This window comes from Streptomyces xanthii (assembly GCF_014621695.1).
GTDB classification, from domain to species: Bacteria; Actinomycetota; Actinomycetes; order Streptomycetales; family Streptomycetaceae; genus Streptomyces; species Streptomyces xanthii.
On the sequence record NZ_CP061281.1, the window covers coordinates 7,391,623 to 7,412,270 of the forward strand.

At 72.7% G+C, this 20,648-nt stretch carries 16 protein-coding genes and 1 pseudogene; 9 read left to right on the forward strand and 8 right to left on the reverse strand.

Annotated features, from left to right (window positions below; all coding sequences use genetic code 11):
* Positions 1–5 precede the first annotated feature (5 nt).
* Entirely contained in the window at positions 6–1,211 is a 1,206-nt protein-coding gene (locus tag IAG42_RS33535; protein WP_188340714.1) for an MFS transporter, read from the reverse strand.
* Between the two features lie 139 nt (positions 1,212–1,350).
* Here IAG42_RS33535 and IAG42_RS33540 point away from each other — a divergent pair, with 139 nt between their 5' ends.
* Entirely contained in the window at positions 1,351–1,812 is a 462-nt protein-coding gene (locus IAG42_RS33540; protein ID WP_188340715.1) for a MarR family winged helix-turn-helix transcriptional regulator, read from the forward strand.
* A 59-nt stretch (positions 1,813–1,871) separates the two neighbouring features.
* Here the strand turns inward: IAG42_RS33540 and IAG42_RS33545 are convergent, their stop codons facing one another.
* Complete coding sequence (locus IAG42_RS33545) at positions 1,872–2,987, reverse strand: helix-turn-helix domain-containing protein (protein WP_188340716.1); 1,116 nt, start codon at positions 2,985–2,987, stop codon at positions 1,872–1,874.
* Between the two features lie 151 nt (positions 2,988–3,138).
* On the opposite strand from IAG42_RS33545, the gene IAG42_RS33550 reads away from it, so the two are divergent.
* The 3 genes and pseudogenes from IAG42_RS33550 to IAG42_RS33560 form a co-directional block, all read left to right on the forward strand.
* Positions 3,139–4,530, forward strand: coding sequence for a flavin-containing monooxygenase (locus IAG42_RS33550; RefSeq protein WP_188340717.1), 1,392 nt, complete (start codon positions 3,139–3,141; stop codon positions 4,528–4,530).
* Positions 4,527–5,375 carry an SDR family NAD(P)-dependent oxidoreductase gene (locus IAG42_RS33555; RefSeq protein ID WP_223206271.1) on the forward strand — a complete coding sequence of 283 codons (849 nt, stop codon included), beginning with the start codon at positions 4,527–4,529 and terminating at the stop codon, positions 5,373–5,375. Before IAG42_RS33550 ends, IAG42_RS33555 begins: the two co-directional genes overlap by 4 nt.
* A pseudogene (locus IAG42_RS33560) lies at positions 5,336–6,772 on the forward strand (MFS transporter); the annotation flags it as partial. The gene IAG42_RS33555 and the pseudogene IAG42_RS33560, both read left to right, overlap by 40 nt.
* On the opposite strand, the gene IAG42_RS33565 reads toward IAG42_RS33560, so the two are convergent.
* Together IAG42_RS33565 and IAG42_RS33570 are read right to left on the reverse strand one after the other, a co-directional pair.
* Complete coding sequence (locus IAG42_RS33565) at positions 6,696–8,459, reverse strand: sigma-70 family RNA polymerase sigma factor (RefSeq protein WP_188341736.1); 1,764 nt, start codon at positions 8,457–8,459, stop codon at positions 6,696–6,698. The pseudogene IAG42_RS33560 and the gene IAG42_RS33565 sit on opposite strands and share 77 nt — an antisense overlap.
* Positions 8,460–8,593: 134 nt before the next feature.
* Entirely contained in the window at positions 8,594–9,778 is a 1,185-nt protein-coding gene (locus IAG42_RS33570; RefSeq protein WP_188340718.1) for a ricin-type beta-trefoil lectin domain protein, read from the reverse strand.
* Positions 9,779–10,073: 295 nt separating this feature from the next.
* On the opposite strand from IAG42_RS33570, the gene IAG42_RS33575 reads away from it, so the two are divergent.
* Together IAG42_RS33575 and IAG42_RS33580 are read left to right on the forward strand one after the other, a co-directional pair.
* Positions 10,074–11,567, forward strand: coding sequence for a right-handed parallel beta-helix repeat-containing protein (locus IAG42_RS33575; RefSeq protein WP_223206273.1), 1,494 nt, complete (start codon positions 10,074–10,076; stop codon positions 11,565–11,567).
* Positions 11,568–11,686: 119 nt separating this feature from the next.
* Positions 11,687–12,739, forward strand: a complete 1,053-nt coding sequence (locus IAG42_RS33580; protein ID WP_188340719.1) for a substrate-binding domain-containing protein — start codon at positions 11,687–11,689, stop codon at positions 12,737–12,739.
* 67 nt (positions 12,740–12,806) lie between these two features.
* On the opposite strand, the gene IAG42_RS33585 is transcribed toward IAG42_RS33580, so the two are convergent.
* Positions 12,807–13,376 carry a GlcG/HbpS family heme-binding protein gene (locus IAG42_RS33585; RefSeq protein ID WP_188340720.1) on the reverse strand — a complete coding sequence of 190 codons (570 nt, stop codon included), beginning with the start codon at positions 13,374–13,376 and terminating at the stop codon, positions 12,807–12,809.
* A 207-nt stretch (positions 13,377–13,583) separates the two neighbouring features.
* Between IAG42_RS33585 and IAG42_RS33590 the strand changes: the two genes are divergently transcribed.
* Entirely contained in the window at positions 13,584–14,219 is a 636-nt protein-coding gene (locus tag IAG42_RS33590) for a histidine phosphatase family protein (RefSeq protein WP_223206274.1), read from the forward strand.
* An 8-nt stretch (positions 14,220–14,227) separates the two neighbouring features.
* Here IAG42_RS33590 and IAG42_RS33595 read toward each other — a convergent pair whose 3' ends face one another.
* The 3 genes from IAG42_RS33595 to IAG42_RS33605 form a co-directional block, all read right to left on the reverse strand.
* Entirely contained in the window at positions 14,228–15,046 is an 819-nt protein-coding gene (locus tag IAG42_RS33595; protein WP_188340722.1) for a triphosphoribosyl-dephospho-CoA synthase, read from the reverse strand.
* Between the two features lie 199 nt (positions 15,047–15,245).
* Entirely contained in the window at positions 15,246–15,968 is a 723-nt protein-coding gene (locus IAG42_RS33600; protein ID WP_188340723.1) for a GntR family transcriptional regulator, read from the reverse strand.
* Positions 15,965–17,437, reverse strand: a complete 1,473-nt coding sequence (locus IAG42_RS33605; RefSeq protein WP_188340724.1) for a chlorohydrolase family protein — start codon at positions 17,435–17,437, stop codon at positions 15,965–15,967. Before IAG42_RS33605 ends, IAG42_RS33600 begins: the two co-directional genes overlap by 4 nt.
* A 440-nt stretch (positions 17,438–17,877) precedes the next feature.
* Here IAG42_RS33605 and IAG42_RS33610 point away from each other — a divergent pair, with 440 nt between their 5' ends.
* Positions 17,878–18,876 (forward strand): ABC transporter permease, encoded by a 999-nt coding sequence (locus IAG42_RS33610; protein ID WP_223206465.1) that lies wholly within the window; start codon positions 17,878–17,880, stop codon positions 18,874–18,876.
* Between the two features lie 46 nt (positions 18,877–18,922).
* Positions 18,923–20,641: an ABC transporter substrate-binding protein gene (locus IAG42_RS33615; RefSeq protein ID WP_188340725.1), complete on the forward strand. Its 1,719-nt coding sequence runs from the start codon at positions 18,923–18,925 to the stop codon at positions 20,639–20,641.
* Positions 20,642–20,648: the final 7 nt, after the last annotated feature.

Sequence of the window (20,648 nt, forward strand, 5' to 3'; positions counted from 1 at the left end):
CGGTGTCAGTGAGATGCTGGGACCTGGACGGGGGCCGGCTGGGCGGCGCCCGTGACGACCCGGCCGGACGCGCGGCGGTCCAGGGCGGCGGCGATGAAGGCCAGGACCAGGGCCGTGGCGGAGAGGATCGCGCCGACCCAGTTCGGGGAGGTGTAGCCGAGGCCCGCGGCGATGACGATGCCGCCGAGCCAGGCCGCCAGCGCGTTGCCGAGGTTGAAGGCGCCGATGTTGGCGGCGGAGGCCAGGGTCGGGGCGGCCGAGGCCTGGTCGAGCACCCACTTCTGCAGCGGCGGCACGGTCGCGAAACCGAGGGCGCCGATCAGGGAGAGGGTGATCGCGGCGAGGACCTTGTCGTGGGCGGTCGCCGTGAAGAGCAGCAGGGCGGCGCTCAGCCCGGCGAGTGCGGTGAACAGCATCGGCATCAGACGCCGGTCGGCGAACCTGCCGCCCAGGAGGTTGCCCAGGAACATGCCGATCCCGAACAGGACGAGCAGCCAGGTGACGGCACCTTCGGTGAAGCCGGCGACCTCGGTCATCATCGGGGTGATGTAGGTGATCGCGGCGAACACACCGCCGTAGCCGAGGACGGTCATCGCCATGGCGAGCCAGACCTGGACGTTCTTGAAGGCGGCGAACTCGCGGCGGACGCTGACCGATTCGGGCCGGCCGGTCTCGGGAACCAGCTTGGCGACGCCGAGGAAGCCGATGATGCCGAGCGCTGCGACGATGAGGAACGTGACGCGCCAGCCCGCGGCCTGCCCGATGTACGTGCCGCCGGGGACGCCGACGATGTTGGCCACGGTCAGGCCCATGAACATCAGGGAGATCGCGGAGGCCTTCTTCTGCGGGGCGACGAGGTCGGCGGCGACGACGGAGCCGATGCCGAAGAACGCGCCGTGCGCGAGGGAGGCGACGACCCGGCCGGCGAGCATCAGGCCGAAGGTCGGGGCGAGGGCGGAGAGCGTGTTCCCGACGACGAAGAGCGCCATGAGGGCCATGAGCATCTTCTTGCGGGACACCTTGGTGCCGAGGACGGTCAGCAGCGGGGCGCCGATGACGACGCCGAGCGCGTAGCCGGAGACGAGCCAGCCGGCGGTGGGGATGGTGACGCCGAAATCTCCCGCGACCTGGGGCAGCACGCCCATGATCACGAACTCGGTGGTGCCGATCCCGAAGGCCCCGATGGCCAGGGCCAGGAGAGCGAGAGGCATGGGGAGATACCTTCCAGGTCGTTGCGTGGAGCGCTTACGTTGGAAGACAATAATTGCATGCGCGGGATAAATGCAAGTGCACGAAGCTCTGGATGCATGTAGTCCGCGTGTGCAACTATTGGAGCGGAAGGAGGTCATCATGACCGCAACCGCCCCCGCACTCACCGCCCTCGCCCAGGGCTGGTGCGCCCTCTCCCTGCTCCACGGGAGGATCGAGGCCCACATCGAGCGTGCCCTGCAGTCCCGCCACGACCTGAGCGTGCGCGAGTACTCCCTGCTGGACGTCCTCAGCCGCCAGCACGACGGAGAGGGCGGCCACCTCCAGATGAAGCAGGTCGCCGACGCCGTCGTCCTCAGCCAGAGCGCCACCACCCGCCTCGTCACCCGCCTCGAGGACCGCGGCCTGCTCATGCGCTACCTGTGCCCCACCGACCGGCGCGGCATCTACACCAACGTCTCCGACCAGGGACTCCAGCTCCTCGCCGAAGCCCGCCCCACCAACGAGACCGCCCTGCGCGAAGCCCTCGACGAGGCGGCGCGGGACGAGCGGCTCGCGCCGCTGGTGCGTGCCGTCGAGGGCGCACCCGTTCTCGCCGCCTGAGAGGCGGACGCCGCCGGCGCCGCGCCCCCTGAACCCGAAACGCCGCCCGAACCGGCCGCTCAGGCCGGCGTGAGCCACGTCCGGCACAGCCACCACGCCGTCATCGCGCCGAACGGGTCCCCCGGGTCGATCCCGGTGAGGTCGGCGAAGCGCTGGACGCGGTTGCGGACCGTGTTGGGGTGGACGAAGAGCCGCTCGGCCGCCGCCGTGACGTCGCGGCCGCACTCCAGCCAGGCCCGCACCGCCGAGGCGACCGGCTCCGCGTGCGCGCCCAGCGCCGTCCACGCCGCACGGTGCCGGTCCGTGAGCATCGCCGCGAGGTCGGCCCGGTCGGCCACCGCCGCGAGCACGGCGACGTCCGCCACGTGCACGACGCCCGCCCGCCCCGTCGACTCGGCCGCGGTGAGCGCGGCCAGCGCCAGACGCCGTACCGTGCCCAGCTCCTCCGCCTCCGCCGGACCGGCGAGCCCGGCCCGGCCGTCGCCGCGCACCGCCCGCGCCCCCGGACGGCGCACGAAGACGCCGACCAGGAGCCCGTCCACGTGCGCGAGCAGCGCCGGACCCTGATCCCGCACCGCCTGCTCGACCGCGCTGTCGTCCGGCCGCGCCACCAGCACCCACAGGCCGCAGCCCGCCGGGAGGCCCGCCTCGGCCGCCGCCAGCGTCGCCGCCGAACCCCCTTCGAGGAGCCGGCGCAGCACCGCCAGATCCCGGCCGCCCGCCGACCGCCGCCCGGTGTCGGCGGCCCGGTGCGCCGCGATCAGCCGGGCCCGCACCGCCTGCGCCCAGTCGTCGTACAGCTCCCGCGCGTCCAGCAGCACCGTGGCCTCGATCCCGCACGCGGCCGCCGACTCGCGGGCCCGGGACCAGATGGCCCGCTCCGCGACATGGATCGCCCCGAGCACTGCCTCGATCGGCACCCCCTGCCGGGCCCGCGTCGAGCCCAGCTCCTCCACGAACGACAGTTCCGCCTCCGTCGGCCCGCGCCGCGCCGCCAGCGCGCGCGTCGCCGCCACGAGCAGCGCCCGGGTGTGCCCCGCGATGTCCGCCGCCGGCAGCACCGCCACCTCCCGCACCGAGCTGCGCACCCCCGTCACCACGGAGGGCAACAGGTCGTCCTCGCCGACGACCCGCTCGATGAGGTCGACCACACCGCTCCAGCTGTCCTGTGCCATACCCGGCATCCTCGCCCCTGTTGTGGCCGGGCACAACGGGGGGCCCGAATCACGTACCCGACGACATGTCCATCAGCGGAAACGACTCCTACGGTTGGCGGCAGCCACAGCGACCCCGCCCGCCCCGTCCTTGCCGCAGAGGAGCCGCACCATGCCCCCACCGAGTCGTGTCGCCGTCGTCGGCGCGGGAGCGGCCGGCCTCGCCACCGTCAAGGCACTGCTCGACGCGGGCGCCGAACCCGTCGGATACGAGCGGGGGGACGGGCCCGGCGGACTGTGGGTGCGCGACAACACCAGCGGCCTGTCCCCGGCGTACGCCTCGCTGCACCTGAACACCAGCAAGGGCCGCACCCAGTTCGCCGACCTCCCGATGCCGGCCGACTGGCCCGACTACCCGTCCGCCGACCTCGTCGCCGGGTACCTCGCCGACTACTGCGAGACCTTCGCACTGGCCGGGCACATCCGCTTCGGCACCACCGTCACCGCCGTAGAACGCGCCGAGGACGGCCCCGGCTGGCTCGTCACCCATGAGACGGGCGACGGCGGCACCGGCACCGAACGCTACGACGCCGTCGTCGTCGCCAACGGCCACAACTGGGACCCCCGCCGCCCCGAGCCCGCCCACCCGGGCACCTTCGACGGCACCCAGATGCACGCCCACGACTACCGCACCCCGGACGCCTTCCACGACCGCCGCGTCCTCGTCGTCGGCATGGGCAACTCCGCCATGGACATTGCCGTCGACGCCTCCTACGTGTCCCGCGGCCCCGTCCTGCTCTCCGCCCGGCGCGGCGTCCACGTCGTCCCCAAGTACCTCTTCGGCCGGCCCTCCGACGCGACCGGCGGCGCCCTCGCCGTCCTGCCCTGGCGGCTGCGCCAGCGGGTCGCCGAGACCATGCTGCGGCTCGCCGTCGGCACCCCGCAGAGCTACGGTCTGCCCGAGCCCGCCGGCGGCCTCTTCCAGAACCACCCCACGATCAGCGACACGATCCTGCACCGTCTCACCCACGGCGAGGTCACCGCCCGCCCCGGCGTCGCACGCCTCGACGGCGACCACGTCGTCTTCACCGACGGCCGCCGCGAACCCGTCGACGTCATCGTGTGGGCCACCGGCTACCGCGTCACCATCCCGTTCCTGTCCGAGCGCTGGCTCGGCCCCGACCCCGAGCGTCTGCGCCTCTACCAGCGGGTCTTCCACCTCGACGACCCCAGCCTGTGCTTCGTCGGGCTCATGCAGTCCACCGGCGCCGCCCTGCCCGTCGTCGAGGCGCAGGCCCGGCTCGCCGCCGCCCACCTCGGCGGCACGTACGCCCTGCCCTCGCCCGAGGAGCGGCGCCGCGCCGCCGCCCGCGCCCTGCGCGCCGCCGTCGAACGCTGGGGCGAGCGCCGCCCCGCGATGCGCATCGACTTCGACCAGTACGTGGCCGAGGTGCCCCGCGAGCTCGCGGCCGGCGCCGCCCGGCTGCGGCGTGGGGCCCGCCCCTTCACCCCGGACCGGCGGGCCTTCATCCCGGCCCAGAAGGACAGGAGATCCGCCGTATGACGACCCCCACCCGACCGTGCGGGCTGGGTGACGCCCAGGGGATGCGCGTCCTGGTCACCGGGGCCTCCGGCACCTTCGGCCGCGCCGTGTGCGCCCGGCTCACCGCACTGGGCGCCCAGGTCGTCGGCCTCGATCTGGCCCCGGGACCGGACGACCCCGTCGAGGTGCTGGCGTGCGACCTCACCGACGACGCCGCCGTGCCCGTCGCCGTGGCCGCCGCGCTCGACCGGCTCGGCGGCCTGGACCTGCTGATCAACAACGCGGGCATCGGCGGACCGGCCCCGGCCGAGCTCCCGCCCGGCGACGCGGTCCGCCGCCAGCTCGACCTCAACCTCCTCGGCACCTGGCGCACCACGGCCGCCTGCGCAGACGCCCTGGTCGCCGCCCGCGGCCGCGTCGTCATGGTGTCCTCCCGCATGGCCGTCATGCAGCTGCCGCTCGCCGCCGCCTACGGAGCCTCCAAGCGCGCCCTCGTCGCCTACGCCGACGCCCTGCGCCTCGAACTCGGCACCCACGTCGGCGTCACCTGCGTCTATCCGTCCGCCGTACGCAGCCCCATCCACGACTCGACCGCCGCCGCCGGACTCTCCCTGGAGGGCATGAGCAGCTACGAGCCCCTCGACGGCGTCGTCGGCACCGTGCTCCGCGCCGGGCTCGGCCGCCGCGTGCGCCGCGACCTGCCGACGACCCGGCGCGGCGCCGTCGAGTTCTTCCTCGCCCGTCACTTCCCCGCGCTCACCGACCGGATCGTCGCCCGCACCCTCGCCGGGCGCGTCCGCGCCGACGCGTTCGAGGGCGCCGAACTCGCCGCGGGTGTCGTGCGCCGCCACCGGTCCGCGCCGTGACCGCGCCCGCCCGGGCCCGCCCGGGGGACCTCACTCTCTACGCCGCCGGATCCGTCGGCATGGGCCTGTGGGTGACGGTCCCCGGACTGCTGCTCCTGTACTTCCTCACCCAGACCCTCGGCGTGCCCGCCTTCCTCGCCGGGGCCACGCTGCTGCTGCCCAAGCTCGTCGACATCGTGGTCCACCCGCTGCTCGGCTCGCGCTCCGACCGGCAGGCCCGGCGCACCGGACACCGCCGCGGCATGCTCCGCTGGGGCCTGCTCCTGGCCGTGGCGTGGACCGCCATGTTCAGCGTCCCGGGCGGGCTCACCGGGACGAGCGCCGCGCTGTGGGTCGGCGGCTGCTACATCGCCGGGAACCTGCTGTTCGCCTGCTTCCAGGTCCCGTACCTCACCACCCCCTCCGACCTGCGCATCGGCTACCACGAACGCACCCGCGTCTTCCTCTTCCGCATGGTGTTCCTGACCCTCGGCCTGCTCGCCGCCGGGGTCAGCGCGCCGAGCCTGGTCGCCTCGGGGGAGCGCGGCGCCTATGCGCGCATGGCGCTGCTGCTCGCCGGAGGGCTCGTCCTGTCGGGCCTGCTCGCCGTGCGCGGGGTCCGCCGGCTCACCGACCACTGCGGGTTCAAGGCCCCGGGCGAGCGGGCCCACTCGGTGCGGGAGGACGTCCGGGCGGCCTGGCGCGACCGCGACTTCCGGGCGCTGCTGCTCTCGTACCTGTTCACCGGCACGACCACGCACCTCTTCCTCGCCGCGCTGCCCTTCTACACCCAGTACGTGCTCCGGGACCGCTCCCTGACGGCCGTCCTCATGGGCGCTTTCCTGGTGCCCGCCACCGTCGTCGGCCCGCTGTGGCTGCGGGTCTCGCGGCGGACCGGCAAGCAGCGCGGTCTGCTGATCGCGCAGGGCATGTTCCTCGCAGGCTCGCTCGCGCTGCTGCCCGGCCGGGCGCTCGGCACGGCCGCGACGCTCGGCGTGGTCGTCGTCATGGGCGCGGCCTTCGCCGGGCTCCAGCTCTTCGCGTTCTCGATGCTGCCGGACGTCGTCGCTGCCGCCGAGGCGCGCGGCGCGGCCGACGCGGGCGCCTACACCGGGGTCTGGACGGCGACCGAGGCGACCGGCACCGCCGTCGGCCCCTATGTGTACGCGGCGGTCCTCGCGGCGGCGGGCTTCGTCTCCACGACGGAGGGCACGACCGTCGCGCAGACGGACCCCGCGCTGCGGGCGCTCCTGTGGGGGTTCACGGCGCTGCCCGCCGTCCTGATGGGCATCGCGCTGTTCTTCCAGCGGCGGTACGGCCTCGACCGCGCCGCCGGCCGGATCAGCGCGCCGTCCCGAACACCTGCGTCCACCACGGGCCTCCCGAGCCCTGATGGACACCGACCCCTATCTCCTTGAACGCGCAGTTGAGGATGTTCGCCCGGTGCCCCGGGCTGTTCATCCACCCCTCCATGACCTGCGCGGGCGTCTGCTGCCCGCGCGCGATGTTCTCGCCGTACGTGGACCAGGTGTAGCCCGCGGCCGTGATCCGGTCGCCCGGGTCGTTGCCGTCCGGGTCGGTGTGGTCGAAGTAGTTCCGGGCGGCCATGTCCTCGGAGTGGCCGAGGGCGGCCTTGTCGAGCGTGCTGTTCTGCCGCACGGGCGCGCAGCCGTTCTTGGCCCGCTCGGTGTTGACCAGCTGGGTGACCTGCTGGCCGAAGGTGCCGGACGGCGCCTTGGTGGGGGCGGGGGGCGCGGGGCGCTGCGTCGTCGGGGTGGGCTTGGGACGCGGCGGCGCAGACGTCTTCTTCTTGGTCCGCGTCGGCCGGGCCGAACTGCGCGTCGGGGAGGCCTTGGGCGAGGCGGAGCGGGACGCGGACGGGGAGGGGGAGGCGCTGCTCGGCTCCGGGGTCTCGGACGGCGCGGGCGCGGCCTGCGTCCGCACGGTGTCGGCCCCTTCGTCGGGGCCCAGCTGGGTGAGGACGCCGACCGCGCCCCCGCCCGCGACGAGCACCGCGACACCGAGCAGCGCGGTGCGGCGCCGCCGGGCCCGGCGCTCGTGCCGCGTGCGGCTGCGGGGCGTCGTGCGTATCTCCCCGGTGCCGCCGCCGGCCGGTGTCTCGCTGTACGCGGTGGTGCCGAAGGGATCGGTCTCGGGGCTGTACGCGGCCGGGTCGGGTGACGATCCGTAGGCAGCGAAACCCGCCTCGTCTGGTGCGTTTCCGTACGGTGCGAAGCCCGCCGCGCCGGACGGATCGCCGTGCACGGGCAGGCCGAGCGTGTCCGGGGACGAGCCGTGGGCCGCGAGACCCGTCGCCGGGTCCGGGACGGCTCCGTAGGCGAGGACGGAGGCGACCGGGACCAGGCCCAGGCCGGCGAGAAGCCCCTCGGCCGGGACCAGGCCCGCGCCGTAGCGGGAGCAGACCGTGCAGGACCGGGCGTGCCGGACCAGCCGCTTGCGCCACAGCGGCGACGGCGTCCCGTCCCACGCGCCGAGCGTCTCGTCCAGCAGGGCGCAGCGCGGATCGCGGGACATCGCCCGCACGATCACCCGCGCGTTCTCCAGGTGCTCCTTCATGCGCTGGACGCGTACGGCGGTGTGCGCCTGCGACAGCTCCAGCGCCGCGGCGACCTCCGCGCGGGTCAGCTCGCCCGCCGCCTCCAGCCACCACAGCGACAGGAGCTCCCGGTCCGAGGGCTCCAGCCAGCGGGTCGCCTCCGCCACCTCGCGGCGCTGCCCCGACAGGCCCATGCGGACGATCGTGAGGTTCACGAAGTCCGACGCCGGGTCCGCGAGCTCGTGGGCCTCGCCCAGCTCCCCGTACGAGGGGGCCGCCTGCCGGGCCTGCCGGCGGGTGCGCACCTGGTTCATGGCGATCGCCACGAGCCAGGACCGGAACTGCTCGGGCGCGCGCAGCGACGGCAGCCCGGACAGGGCGCGGATCATCGTGTCCTGCACGACGTCGTCCACGTCGGCGTGCCCGTGCAGCGCCCGGCCCACCACGTTGTAGACGAGCGGCAGGTACGCGGCGACCACCTCGTCCTGCGCCCGCTGGTCCCCGCCCTGCGCCGCCCGGATCATCGCGGTGTGCCGTTCGCTGTCCATGCCCTGTCCACTCTCCGCCCCGCAGGCCCGCTCGGCCTGAGTTTCGTCCGACATCATGGAGACCTTGCGGCGATGACGTAATAACGAAAATCTCAGTCGGCGCTGCGAAGTGGTCACGGAGGGGCGCTCAGTGGTCAGGGAACGACCGGAACCGTCCACTTCTGGTTTGAAGTGCCCTGACAGTCCCAGATGATGACCTGCGTTCCGTTCGTGGTGTTACTTCCCGGAATGTCCAGGCAGCGGCCGGAGGCGGGGTTGCGCAGGGAGCCGTTCTCGGCGCGCCACTGCTGGTTGGTGCCGCCCGTGCAGGACCACACGATCGCCGGGGTCCCGTTCGCCTGTGCCCCGCCCTGCACGTCGAGGCACAGGCCCTGGCCCATGAGATGCAGGGCGCCGTCCTTGCCGAGCACCCACGCCTGCTCGGCCGCGCCGGTCGGTCCGGTGACGATCGCGGGCGAGCCCGAGGTGTTCTGCGCCCCGGCGAGAACCTTGCCGCCGAGTCCGGTGACCGGGCCGCGCACCGAGTTGCCGATCCCGTTCGTCTGCACCGAGCCGCCGGAGACCGTGTCGACCCGCGAGTACGCGGCGCAGGACGAGCTGACCTGGGTGGAGGAGACGCTCGCGGTCACCGCGCCGCCGTTCGCGACGGGCACGCCGAAGCGGGCCTGCGAGTACGGCTGGTCGTCGCACGAGGCCTTCGGGTTGTTCCACTCGAAGTACTCCGCCCAGTCGACCATCCCGCTCGGCGAGATCTGGGTGGAGCCGGCACGGATGCTGCCGAGCTTGAAGGAGGCGCCGGTCGTCTCGTTCGTCACCGTCACGCCGAACCAGCGGTCGCCCTCGTGCGCGACCCGGGTGCGGAAGGTGTCGCCCTCCTTCCAGTCGGTCTTCAGGCGGCAGCTCTTGCCGACGCCCTCACCGCCGAAGTCCAGGCAGTAGCTCCCGGTGGAGCCGGTCTTCGCCTCGGTGGCGTCCCATACGGAGAAGAGGAACGTGCGGGTCTGGCCGGGGCCATTGGACTGCATGCCGGTGTACGCGCCGTTGCCCGCGGTGAAGCCGAACTGGTGGCTCCAGAAGATGTTCGAGGCGGGCCCCGCGTCCTTGGTGACGGTCGTCCGGAACGTCACGTCGCTCAGTCCGGCCGTCCCGGACGGGAAGCCGTAGTGGGTGTACGAGCCCGGTGTGTCCGAGGCCGCGGCCGGGGTGGCCGTGGCCAGGCCGGCCGCGGCGGCGAGCGCCAGTACCCCGGCGGCCGCGAGCACACCGCGGCCCTGTCTTCCGGACCGGCGGGGGGACGTGCGGGGTGTGGGGGAGCGCATGTCGGGTCCTCTCGTGTCCGTGCACGCTGAGTGTCCGGCGAACGGAAGTGCCGCGCGCCGGCAGTGCCTTGCGGAGGAGGAGCGGCCGCAATCGTGCACCCGACCGGCTTCGGTGACAAGACCTGCGCGGAGTACGCGTGATTCCGTCAACTCCGCGCACGCCGCGGCTCGTTGTGATCGAACGGGCGACGCTGGCAGGTCAAGTGATCGAAATTTGATCGAACGCTAGAAGTGTATTGACTCGATCAGGGGCCAGCCCTAGTTTCTGGCGCACTTCCAGCAGAGAGGTGCACCCATGAGGGTCATGCGTTCCCCGGGCCGGGCACTCCTGGCGGTCGCGCTCGCCGGTGCCGGCCTGGTCGCGCTCCAGGACACCCCGGCCGCCGCGGCCGGGGTCACGACGTACGTCGACTGCTCGGCCGCCACCCCCGGCACCGGCACGTCGAGCAGCCCGTACAACAGCCTCGCCCAGGCCAACGCGAAGACGTACGCGCCGGGCGACACCCTCGCCCTCGCCGCCGGGACCACCTGCACCGGCACCCTGGCGCCACGCGGCAGCGGCACCGCCGCCGCACCGATCACCGTCACCGCCTACGGCACCGGCACCCCGCCCGTCGTCGACGGCGCCGGCGCGGCGGACGCCATGCGGCTCACCGACCAGGACCACTGGACGGTCCGTGACATCAAGCTCACCAACCCCGCCGGGACTCTCGCCCGCCGCACCGGACTGCGCGTGTCCGCCACCGACGGAAAGGCCCACACCGGATTCGACCTCGGCAACCTCGTGATCGACCGCGTCGCGGGACAGACCAATAAGAATTCCCCGACGACCGACGACTACGTCCAGTCCGCCGGCATCGTCACCGGCGCGAGCGGCACCGGCTCCACGCTCAACGACGTCCACGTCCACGACAACAAGATCAGCAACACCGGGGGCGGCGGCCTCAAGATCCGCGTCGGGGCCATGGCCACGAAGGGCAACGGCGTCCTCGTCGAACGCAACACCGTGACCGACGTCGGCGGCGACGCCATCATCGCCAGCTACGCCGAGTCCCCGATGATCCAGTACAACGTGGCCTCCGGCACCGGCAACGGCGTCTACCCCTTCTCCGGCGGCAACTTCGCCGGCATCTGGGTCCTCGGCGACCACAACCCGACCATCCAGAAGAACGTCGTCCACAGCACCACCCGGATGTCCGTGGCCGACAGCCAGGCCTTCGACTGCGACTGGGGCAACACCGGCTACTGCACCGTCCAGTACAACTACAGCCGCGACAACATCGGCGGCTTCTTCCTCGACTGCGACGGCTGCGGCACCAGCGGCGCCGCCAAGGAGATCGTCCGCTACAACATCTCCGAGAACGACTGCCGCATGAGCAGCGGCGGCAGCGGCCGCTCCGCCCTGCACCTCTACAACAACGTCATCTACTGCACGGACAAGAAGCTCTCGATCACCCTGCCGAGCACCAGCGTCGTCGAGAACAACATCTGGGTCGGCACCACCGACTCCCGGCTGCCCACCGGCTCCGGCATCTCCTATCTGTGGAACGTCTACCAGGGCGTCCCCCGGCCCACCGCCAACGGCATCACCGGCGACCCCGGCTTCGTGAACCCCGGCACCGGCGGCACCACCCTCGACTCCGTCGACGGGTACAAGCTGAAGGCCACCTCGCCGGCCCTGAACAACGGCTCGATCGTCACCGACAACGGCGGCCGCGACTACTGGGGCAACCCCGTCTCCACGACCGTCAAACCGCACCGCGGCGCCTACAACGGCCCGGGCCTGTAAGCACCGTCGCCCACCACTCCGTACCTCCCGCCGTACCCGATCACATGACCGGAAGTGATCGGGTACGGTGCGTCGGAAGGCCGCCGGAGGACCGGCGGCCAGGAGCCGGGGAGGGGCCCATGACCGTGTCCGCGCAAGCGCGCCGCACCCGCATCCTGGAGGCACTGCGCGGGACGGGCGCCGTCCGCGTCGTCGACCTCGCCGCCCGCCTCGGCGTCCCCGCGGTCACCCTGCGCCGCGACGTCGCCGCCCTCGCCGACGAGGGACGGCTCAGCCGCACCCACGGCTCCGTCGAACTCCTCACCGACGACCGCGCCGAGCCGGGCCGCGACCGGGTCATCGGCATGCTCGTGCCGACCGTCGGCCAGTACTTCGACGAGGTCGTCGCCGGCGCCCGCGCCGCCGCGGCCGCCGCCGGGGCCCGCCTCGTCCTCGGCATCGCCCCCTACGGCGCCGACAGCGACCGCGTCCAGGTGCAACGCCTGCTCGAGTCCGAGGTCGACGGACTGCTCCTCGCCCCCGACTGGCACCCCGGCCGCGGCGGCCGCGACACCGACTGGCTCGGCGAACTCCCCGTGCCCGCCGTCCTGGTGGAGCGCCGTGCCGAGTTCGGCAGCCCCGCCGCCGAACTCGACGCCGTCTGCTCCCACCACCGCCACGGTGTGCTCCTCGCCCTGCGCCACCTCGCCGGGCTCGGCCACCGCGCCGTGCTGCTCGCCGCCCGCGACGACACCTACACCGCCCGCGACGTGCGCCGCGGCTACCAGGAGGCCGTCGCCCTGCTCGGCCTCGACGCCCTGCCGGTCACCGACGTGCCCGGGCCCGCCGATCCGGCCGCCCTGGCCGCGCGCCTCGCCGAGGCCGCCGCCTCCGGCATCCGCGCCGCCCTCGTCCACAACGACCAGGACGCCCTCCAGCTCCCCGCGCTCCTGCGCACGCACGGCCTCACCGTCCCCGCCGACCTCGCCCTCGTCGCGTACGACGACGTGTACGCCGCGCTCGCCGACCCGCCGCTCACCGCCGTCGCCCCGCCCAAGCGCGCGGTGGGCGCCGAGGCCCTGAACCTGCTGCTGCGCCGGCTGACGGAGGGCGACACCCTGCCGACCCAACAGAGCGAACTGCTCCCGACGTTGAAGATCCGTCAGTCCTGCGGACAGCGGACGACCGGCTGAGCGCCGGACCGGCACGCCGAAGGGGCCGGCTCCGGGGAAGCCGGCCCCTTCGCACCCGCCGGTCCGCTCAGCGGCGCAGGGCCGCCGCCCCGGCGCGGGCGAACTTCTCGTCCAGGTCGCCCGACGGGGCGCCGGCCACGCCGATGCCTGCGATCGGGGAGCCCTTGGCCGTCACCGGGACACCGCCCGCGAGGAACAGCGTGCCCGGAATGTCCTTGAGCGTCGGCTGCTGCTGCAGACGCCCGACCAGCACGGACGTCGGGGCGTTGAACGACACCGCCGTGTACGCCTTGCGGATGGCGGACTCGTAGGACTGCGGACCCGCGCCGTCGCCGCGCAGGGTCACCAGCGTGTTGCCGTTGCGGTCCACGACGGCGACCGAGACGCGCTGGCCCTCCGCGACGGCCGCGTCCATGGCGGCCTCGGCGGCCTTGGCGGCGGCACGGATCGTCAGATGCGTCGACTCGGTGAGGTACTTGTGCGCCACGTCGCCCGGCGTGGCCGTGGCGTGCGCCGCCGGCGCCGCGACGGCGGCCGAGGCCGCGCCCGCGCCGCCGAGCGTGACGACCGCGGCGGCGAGGAGACCGCCCGTGACGGCCCGGGCGGTACGGGCGAAGGGGCTGGCGGTGAGCTTCATGGTCCGGTGACTCCTGGGAGTGAGGGAACGTGCCACTGACGTGTCACCGATATGTGTCCCGAACCGGACGCCGCACAGCCTGTGCCCACGCGACGTCACCCGGCCGCCGTACGCAACCGGCACGCACCGCGGCGCGTCCCTCGTCGTACAAGATCGACACCACCGCGGCGGGGAACACCGCCGCGGACAGGGAACAGGGAGGCACACGTGACGCGAGGTACGGCCACGCGATACCTGTACGTGGTCCGGCACGGCCAGGCCGAGGGCGAGGGCGACGCGCCGCTGACCGAGGCGGGGCGGCGCCAGGCCACCCTGCTCGGCGAACGGCTGCGCGACGTCCCCTTCACCGCCGTCCACCACGGACCGCTCCCGCGCGCCGCGCAGACCGCCCGCCTGATCGGTGAACAGCTCGCCGCACCCGTGCCGCTCGACGCCTGCGCCGCCGCCGACGACTACGTGCCCCATCTGCCCGAGCGCGACGAACTCCCCGAGGACTGCGCCGACTTCTTCCTCGGTCACCTCTCCGGCGTCGGCAAGGAGGAGGCCGAGGAGGGCGCCCGGCTCGCCCAGGAGGCGCTCGACCGTTTCACCGGACCCGTGACCGAAGGCACCGAGGACCGGCACGAGCTGCTCGTGACGCACAGCTTCCTCGTCGCCTGGCTCGTACGGGACGCGCTCGACGCCCCCGCCTGGCGCTGGCTCGGACTGAATCCCGGCAACGCGGCACTGACCGTCATCCGCTACGCCCCCGGGCGCCCCGCCGGGGTCCTCGTCCTGAACGACGTCGGCCATCTCCCCGAAGAGCTGCGCTGGACGGACTTCCCCGACGTCCTGCGCGTCTGACGGTCAGCTCAGTGGGCGACGGGTTCCTCCCGCTCGCCCACGGAGTCGAGGAAGAGCAGGGCCGTGAGCAGGGCGCCGCTGGAGGCGGGGCAGATCCCGTAGCGGGTCATCTCCTCGTCCAGCGTGTCCAGGAGCCGGGCCCCCTCCGCCGAACCGGCCCCGCCCGCGGCCAGGGCCGCCGTGGCGTCCTGCTGGATCATGCGCAGCGCCAGCGGCCCCTTCTCGCGCACCACGCGCCCGTCGTCGACGGCGGCGATCAGCGCCAGCAGCGCGTCCAGCTGCGCGGTCTCCTCCGGGACGCCCCGGGCGCGGGCCGCGCGGATCGAGGTCAGAGCGTCCTCGACGACGCCGACGGCCACCTGTTTGTCCGTGCCGGACATCGCGCGGTAGCTGTCGTGGAAGTGGCCGGACGGCTCGATCAGCTCGTCGAGCCCGAGGGCGATGCGGCAGGCCTGGCCGGGGCTCGTGGCGCCCTGCGCGTACGCCGCCGAGAGCAGGCACAGCAGCCGGGCGGCGACGTCCAGGCCGTTGAGGGACGCCACGTACGGCACCCGCTCCTGCGCGAGGCGGCACGCGGCGGCCAGCCGGTCCAGGTCGGGACCGGCGCCCGCGGCCGCGTGGAAGGCGCCGTGCAGTCCGACGCCCGCGTCGATGAGCGAAGAGAACACCGAGTTCGCGGGCAGCCGGGCCGTGCGGCAGTCCGGGAGGCCCGGCTTCGGCGTCAGGAACACCTCGCGGGTGAACGCCGCCACGGCGAGATCCGCGACGTCGTCCGCGCGAGCGCCGAAGGGCAGACCGGTCGTACGGGGGGAAGGGGTGTCGAGCATGAGCGAGCACTTCCTGACGAGCGGCACCTTGAAGAAGCGGTCGTGCTCCCGGCGCGCTCAGGCACCGTCACGCGGCACCGGGACCCCCAGGTTCTGCCCGCCCCACCGGCGCGCGGAATCGGGACCAAGGTCCCGGGGTGCGGGTCCGAGTGGCCCGGACCCGCACCCCGGGGACCGGCTGCCCCTCCCGCGCACCGGCTCACCTGGCAGGCAATACCCCCTCCAGGGCTTCCAGCGTGGGCTCCCGGCGGATGTCGATGTGCGCGTACGAGAGCGCCTCGGCCAGTTGCGCCTTGCCCGCGTACACCGCCGTGCAGATCCGCTTGTGCTCCTCGCAGTGCAGGCGGGGGCCCACATCCGTCGAGGTGAGGCGGAACAGCCAGTGCATCAGGCCGAGCGAGGGCTGCAGCGAGGCCTGCAGGAGGCGGTTGCCGGTCATGGTGATGATCTCGGCGTGGAACGCGGTGTTCGCGGCGGCGATGTCCGCCGGTGAGTTGCGCCGCGTCGCGTCCTCGGCCTCGTCCATGATCCGTTGCAGCGCGGGGTGCTCGTAGCCCTGCGCGCTGCGCTCCGCCGCCCGGCCCGCCGCGAACACCTCGAGGCTGAGCCGCAGGTCGAACAGCTCGTTCACGTCGCGCAGCGTCAGCCGGCGCACCGTGGCCCCGCGCCGCGGCGACGTCACCACGAGCCCCTCCTGCGCGAGCCGCAGCAACGCCTCGCGGACCGGGATCCGGGAGATGCCCAGCGTCTCGGAAAGTTCCCGCTCGCGCAGCCGGCCGCCCTGCGGATAGGCGCCCGAGTGGATCCCGGCCCGGATGAAGGCCTCGGCCCGGTCCACGTGGGACGCCGCGCCCGGCCCGCCCCGGCGGGGGGCGGGAGCGGCGTCCGGGGCCTCGGCGAGGGCCCCGGCGACGGCGGTCACGACCGGTCCCGGAACGGCGGGAACGTCGGCGGGAACAGCGTGTCGGGGTCACGGCCGAGCAGGTCGCGCTCGGCGTACGCCGCCCGCATCGTGTCGAACAGGCGCTGAGCCTCCTTCTGGAGGCCGGCGAGGTCGACACCGGGCAGCTCGCGGTCGACCAGCACCGGCCGCCCCGCGACGACGGACTGGGTCGCCTGCCGCGCCGTGCCGTTGAGGAGGAACGTGCGGACCGGGTCGTCCAGGACGCCGTCGCGGATGTCGCCGAGGTCGAACGCGACGAGGTCGGCCTGGGCGCCGGGCTCGAGGCGGCCCAGGTCGGAGCGGCCGAGAGCGCGGGCGCCGCCGAGCGTGGCCGCCTCCACGTACTGCTCCACCGGCGCCGCGTCCAGCCGCCCGTCGACGATCTTGGCGAGGTGCACGCCGGCGTCCATGCCGCGGATCAGGTCCGGGGGGAAGGAGTCGGTGCCGAGGCAGAGGTTGACGCCGGCCTCGCGATAGGCGCGGAAGGAGTGCAGGGCCTCCCCGTAGCGCATGGACGTCTGCGGGCAGTGGATGACGGAGGCGCCGGAGCGGACGAGCGTGTCCAGGTCGCCGCGGTCCTCGCCGAACAGGGTGGGGTGGCGGTCGATGACCACGGAGTGCGGGATGAGCAGCCGGGTCTCGAACAGGCCGCTCTCCTCGATGAGTTGAAGCGGCGTCATACCGTGCCGGCGCTGGGTGATCTCGCGCTCCGTGGTGCCCTGCAGGGCGTGCAGGCGGACCAGGACGTCACGGCTGCGGGCGGTCTCCGCGGTCGCGCGCAGCAGTTCCGTGGAGAGCGTCTCGATGCGGCAGGGGAGCAGCACGCCGGTCAGCAGCGGGTCGTCCAGCTTCGCGAGGTGGTCGAGGAAGCGGACGGCGTGGGCGAGGCCGGCCCGGCCCAGTTCCTCGCGGAAGGCCACGTCGCGGCCGCCGTCGGCCGTCGCGACGTTGACCCCCGAGCGGTAGGCGGGGCCGAGGTAGCCGCGCAGCCCGATCCGGCGCGAGGTCTCGGCCATGGCGACGAGTTCGTCGTAGGGCTCGGCCCAGGAGCTGTGCACCTCGGAGGCGATCGGCATGTAGGTGGTGATGCCGTGCAGGGCGAGCTGCGCGAGGGCGTACTCGCGGACCGTGGCCCGCTCCTCGGGCGTGAAGACGTCACGGCGCCGGTGGTCGAAGTAGTCCTGGGACCACTGGAGTCCGCGTCCGTGGTCGGGGCTGTGCCATGAGTCGATGACGAGGTGGTCGATGTCGGTGAGGGCGTCCAGGTCGATGAGACCCGGCATGACGAGGGTGTCGCCGAGGTCGCGGTCGACGTCGACCGGGCCGTCGAAGCGCGGGCCGACGTAGACGATGACGTCGTCCTCCCACACCACCTCGCCGTCCCGCAGAAGAGCGTGCCCACCGTCCTGGTGGGCGAGTACGTGACGGGCGCGCCAGCGCGTGCGCATGGGACCTCCTGAGGAACGTCGGAGGTCGACAGCCTAGAAACTGGCATACCAAAAGGGAAGTTGTTCGGGGACTTCTCTTCCGGAGGGGTCTTCGAGGGGGTCCCCGGTCTCAAATGGTGAGGCGCCGAAAAAGAATTTCCGGCGATCGATCAAGTGTCTCGATGGCATTTACAGGTACCTGTAAATGCGCGTCCACCTGGACTTATGCGAGTCCTACAGTCGCAGGTCGGAACGGCTGTGTGGTCCGGGTAAGGGCTCCGGCGGCACTTCGGATGTTTCGGCGTCCGACGGGGCTCTGGTGGGCGGACCGGTTCTTGGTATACCGTCCGGCCATTCCTGCCCCCGAGCACGGAGGAACCGACGTGTCGGATCCGCAAGTGTCGCCTCGTCGGACGCCCCGCGCCAGCACGCCGGAGCCCGCCGACGGACAGGTGGCCACCCTGCCCCCACCCCTTGAGAAGGCCGCCGCGGCCCCGTCCGCGGAGCCGGCCGCCGCCCGGTCCCTCCTGGCCACCGCCTGGCTGCGCATCCGGCGCAGCCGCATCGCCGTCGGCGCGCTGATCGTCGTGGCCCTGATCCTGCTCTTCGCGATCCTGGCCCCGCTGCTCACGCACCTCGAGGGCCAGGACCCGTACACCTCGCTGACCGGGCCCGACTACCTCGACGAGTTCGACACCCCGGGCCTGCCGCTCGAGTACTACCGGTACCCGTCCACCGAGCACTGGCTCGGCCTCGAACCGGGCCTGGGCCGCGACATCTTCGCGCGCATGGCCTACGGAGCCCGGATCTCGCTGATCATCGCCCTGCTGTCGACCGCCGTCTCGGTCGTCCTCGGCACCGTGATCGGCGCGGCGGCCGGCTACTTCGGCGGCAAGGTCGACATGGTCATCAGCCGGATCATGGACCTCTTCCTCGCCTTCCCGCACCTGCTGCTCGTCCTGTCGCTCACCCCGATCATGCAGTCCCGCCTCGGCGGCACCGCACTGGACCAGGGCAGTCTGCTGCCGGTCGCCTCACTGGTGATCATCCTCGGCTTCTTCGGCTGGGCCTACCTCGCCCGCGTCGTGCGCGGCCAGGTGCTGTCCATCCGCGAGCAGGAGTTCGTCGAGGCCGCCCGCGCCTACGGCGCTTCGCGCCGCAGCATCATCTTCCGGCAGATCATCCCCAACGTGATGGGCGTCGTCCTCGTCTACGCGACCATGCTCATCCCCACCAACATCACCGCGGAAGCCGCCCTTTCCTTCCTCGGTGTCGGCGTCAAGGACCCCACGCCCTCGTGGGGCCAGATGCTCAACGCCGCCCAGTCCGGCAACTGGTACCTGTCCGACCCGTGGTTCCTCGCGGTCCCCGCCGGCGCCCTCGTCATCACGGTCCTGGCCTTCAACCTCCTCGGCGACGCGGTCCGCGACGCCCTGGACCCCAAGTCCTCCCGCAACTGAACCCCCGCTGGAACACACCGCTCCTCACCCTCTTCAAGGAGACGCAGTGACTCGACGTACAGCAGCCGCGATCGCGATCGTCCTCAGCAGCGCGATGGCCCTCACCGCGTGCAGCGGCAGCAAGCCGGCCCCCGGCTCGGGCTCCCGCGCGAACGCCGACGCCTTCGACCCCGTCCAGGTCGGCAAGGGCTTCGACACCAAGGGCGGCAACGTCAACGTCCTGATGTCCGCGGACTTCCAGACCCTGGACCCGGGCAACAGCAACTACGTGCAGACCGCCAACGTCGGCCAGCTCTACTACCGCACCCTCGTCATGGCCAAGGAGACCGCCGGGCAGCCGCCCACCATGGTCCCCGACCTCGCCACCGACCTGGGCAAGGCCTCCAAGGACGGCCTCACCTGGACGTACACCCTGAAGAAGGGCCTGAAGTTCGAGGACGGCAAGCCGATCACGTCCAAGGACATCAAGTACGGCGTCGAGCGCACCTACGCCCGTGACGTCTACACCCAGGCGCCGCAGGAGCTGAACGCCGCGCTGACCGACGACACGTACAAGGGCCCCTACAAGGGCGGCGACTTCAAGGGCATCGACACCCCGGACGACCGCACCATCGTCTTCCACCTGAAGCAGCCCTTCGCCGAGTTCCCCGCCCTGGTCTCCCGCTCCAACACGGCGCCGGTGCCCAAGTCGAAGGACACCAAGCTCGACTACACCAACCACCCGGTCTCCTCGGGCCCGTACAAGATCAAGTCGTACGAGCGCGGGCGCACCATGAAGCTGGTCCGCAACGACCAGTGGGACGCGGCGACCGACCCCAACCGGCCCGCCCTGCCCGACACGTTCACCTTCAGCCTCTCCACGGCGCAGGCGACCATCAGCCAGCAGCTGCTCGCCGACTCCGACCCGACGGCGATCACCCTCGACAGCCAGGGCGGCCTCCAGGCCTCCGACGCCTCGAAGCTGAACCAGCCCGACGTGAAGAAGCGCACCGCCGCCGGCCTCCTCGGCTGCACCGACGTGCTGAACCTCAACACCGAGACCATCAAGGACCCGCAGGTCCGCAAGGCCATCGCGATAGCCATCGACCGCAAGGCGATCCAGGTCCAGTACGGCGGCAACCGCTTCGGCCAGCTGACCCAGTCGTACATCAACGACGCGCAGCGCGGCTACGTCGAGCAGCACACCGCCCTCGACCCGGCCGGCAAGCCGAACCCCGAGGAGGCCAAGAAGCTCCTCAAGGGCAAGGACTTCCCGAAGAAGCTCGTGTACGGCTACGCCGACGCCACCCCGCGCTACAAGAGCATGGGCAACACGCTCCAGCAGAACCTGAAGGCCATCGGCATCGACCTCCAGCTGCGGCCCATCCCGGCGGCGAACTACTACACGATCCTCGCCGGTGAGCAGATGCCCGACATCGCGCGCAGCGGCTGGTGCGGTGGCGCCGACAGCGGTTCGGTCCGCACCACGATCGACCCCAACATCGGCCCGAGCATCGACGGCAAGACCTACGGGTTCTCCAACATCCCGCGCTACTACGACAAGAAGCTCTCCAAGGAGCTGTACGAGCTGCGCGGCGCCAACGGCACCAGCGAGGAGCTCGGCAAGAAGTGGGCCGGCCTCTTCGACAAGATCATGCAGGACTACCCGCTGGTCCCGCTGACCCGCTCCTTCACCAACAGCGTCGTCGGTTCCAAGATCCGCGGTGCGCAGGTCGGCTACTTCTTCGGCTCGATCGACCTGTCGACCGTCGGCGTCGAGAAGTGACGAACTG

Bases quoted from the DNA above. Each gene is read 5' to 3' on its own strand.
- IAG42_RS33535 (WP_188340714.1), bottom strand. From the start codon at position 1,211: ATGCCTCTCGCTCTCCTGGCCCTGGCCATCGGGGCCTTCGGGATCGGC.
- IAG42_RS33540 (WP_188340715.1), top strand. From the start codon at position 1,351: ATGACCGCAACCGCCCCCGCACTCACCGCCCTCGCCCAGGGCTGGTGC.
- IAG42_RS33545 (WP_188340716.1), bottom strand. From the start codon at position 2,987: ATGGCACAGGACAGCTGGAGCGGTGTGGTCGACCTCATCGAGCGGGTC.
- IAG42_RS33550 (WP_188340717.1), top strand. From the start codon at position 3,139: ATGCCCCCACCGAGTCGTGTCGCCGTCGTCGGCGCGGGAGCGGCCGGC.
- IAG42_RS33555 (WP_223206271.1), top strand. From the start codon at position 4,527: ATGACGACCCCCACCCGACCGTGCGGGCTGGGTGACGCCCAGGGGATG.
- IAG42_RS33565 (WP_188341736.1), bottom strand. From the start codon at position 8,459: ATGGACAGCGAACGGCACACCGCGATGATCCGGGCGGCGCAGGGCGGG.
- IAG42_RS33570 (WP_188340718.1), bottom strand. From the start codon at position 9,778: ATGCGCTCCCCCACACCCCGCACGTCCCCCCGCCGGTCCGGAAGACAG.
- IAG42_RS33575 (WP_223206273.1), top strand. From the start codon at position 10,074: ATGAGGGTCATGCGTTCCCCGGGCCGGGCACTCCTGGCGGTCGCGCTC.
- IAG42_RS33580 (WP_188340719.1), top strand. From the start codon at position 11,687: ATGACCGTGTCCGCGCAAGCGCGCCGCACCCGCATCCTGGAGGCACTG.
- IAG42_RS33585 (WP_188340720.1), bottom strand. From the start codon at position 13,376: ATGAAGCTCACCGCCAGCCCCTTCGCCCGTACCGCCCGGGCCGTCACG.
- IAG42_RS33595 (WP_188340722.1), bottom strand. From the start codon at position 15,046: ATGCTCGACACCCCTTCCCCCCGTACGACCGGTCTGCCCTTCGGCGCT.
- IAG42_RS33605 (WP_188340724.1), bottom strand. From the start codon at position 17,437: ATGCGCACGCGCTGGCGCGCCCGTCACGTACTCGCCCACCAGGACGGT.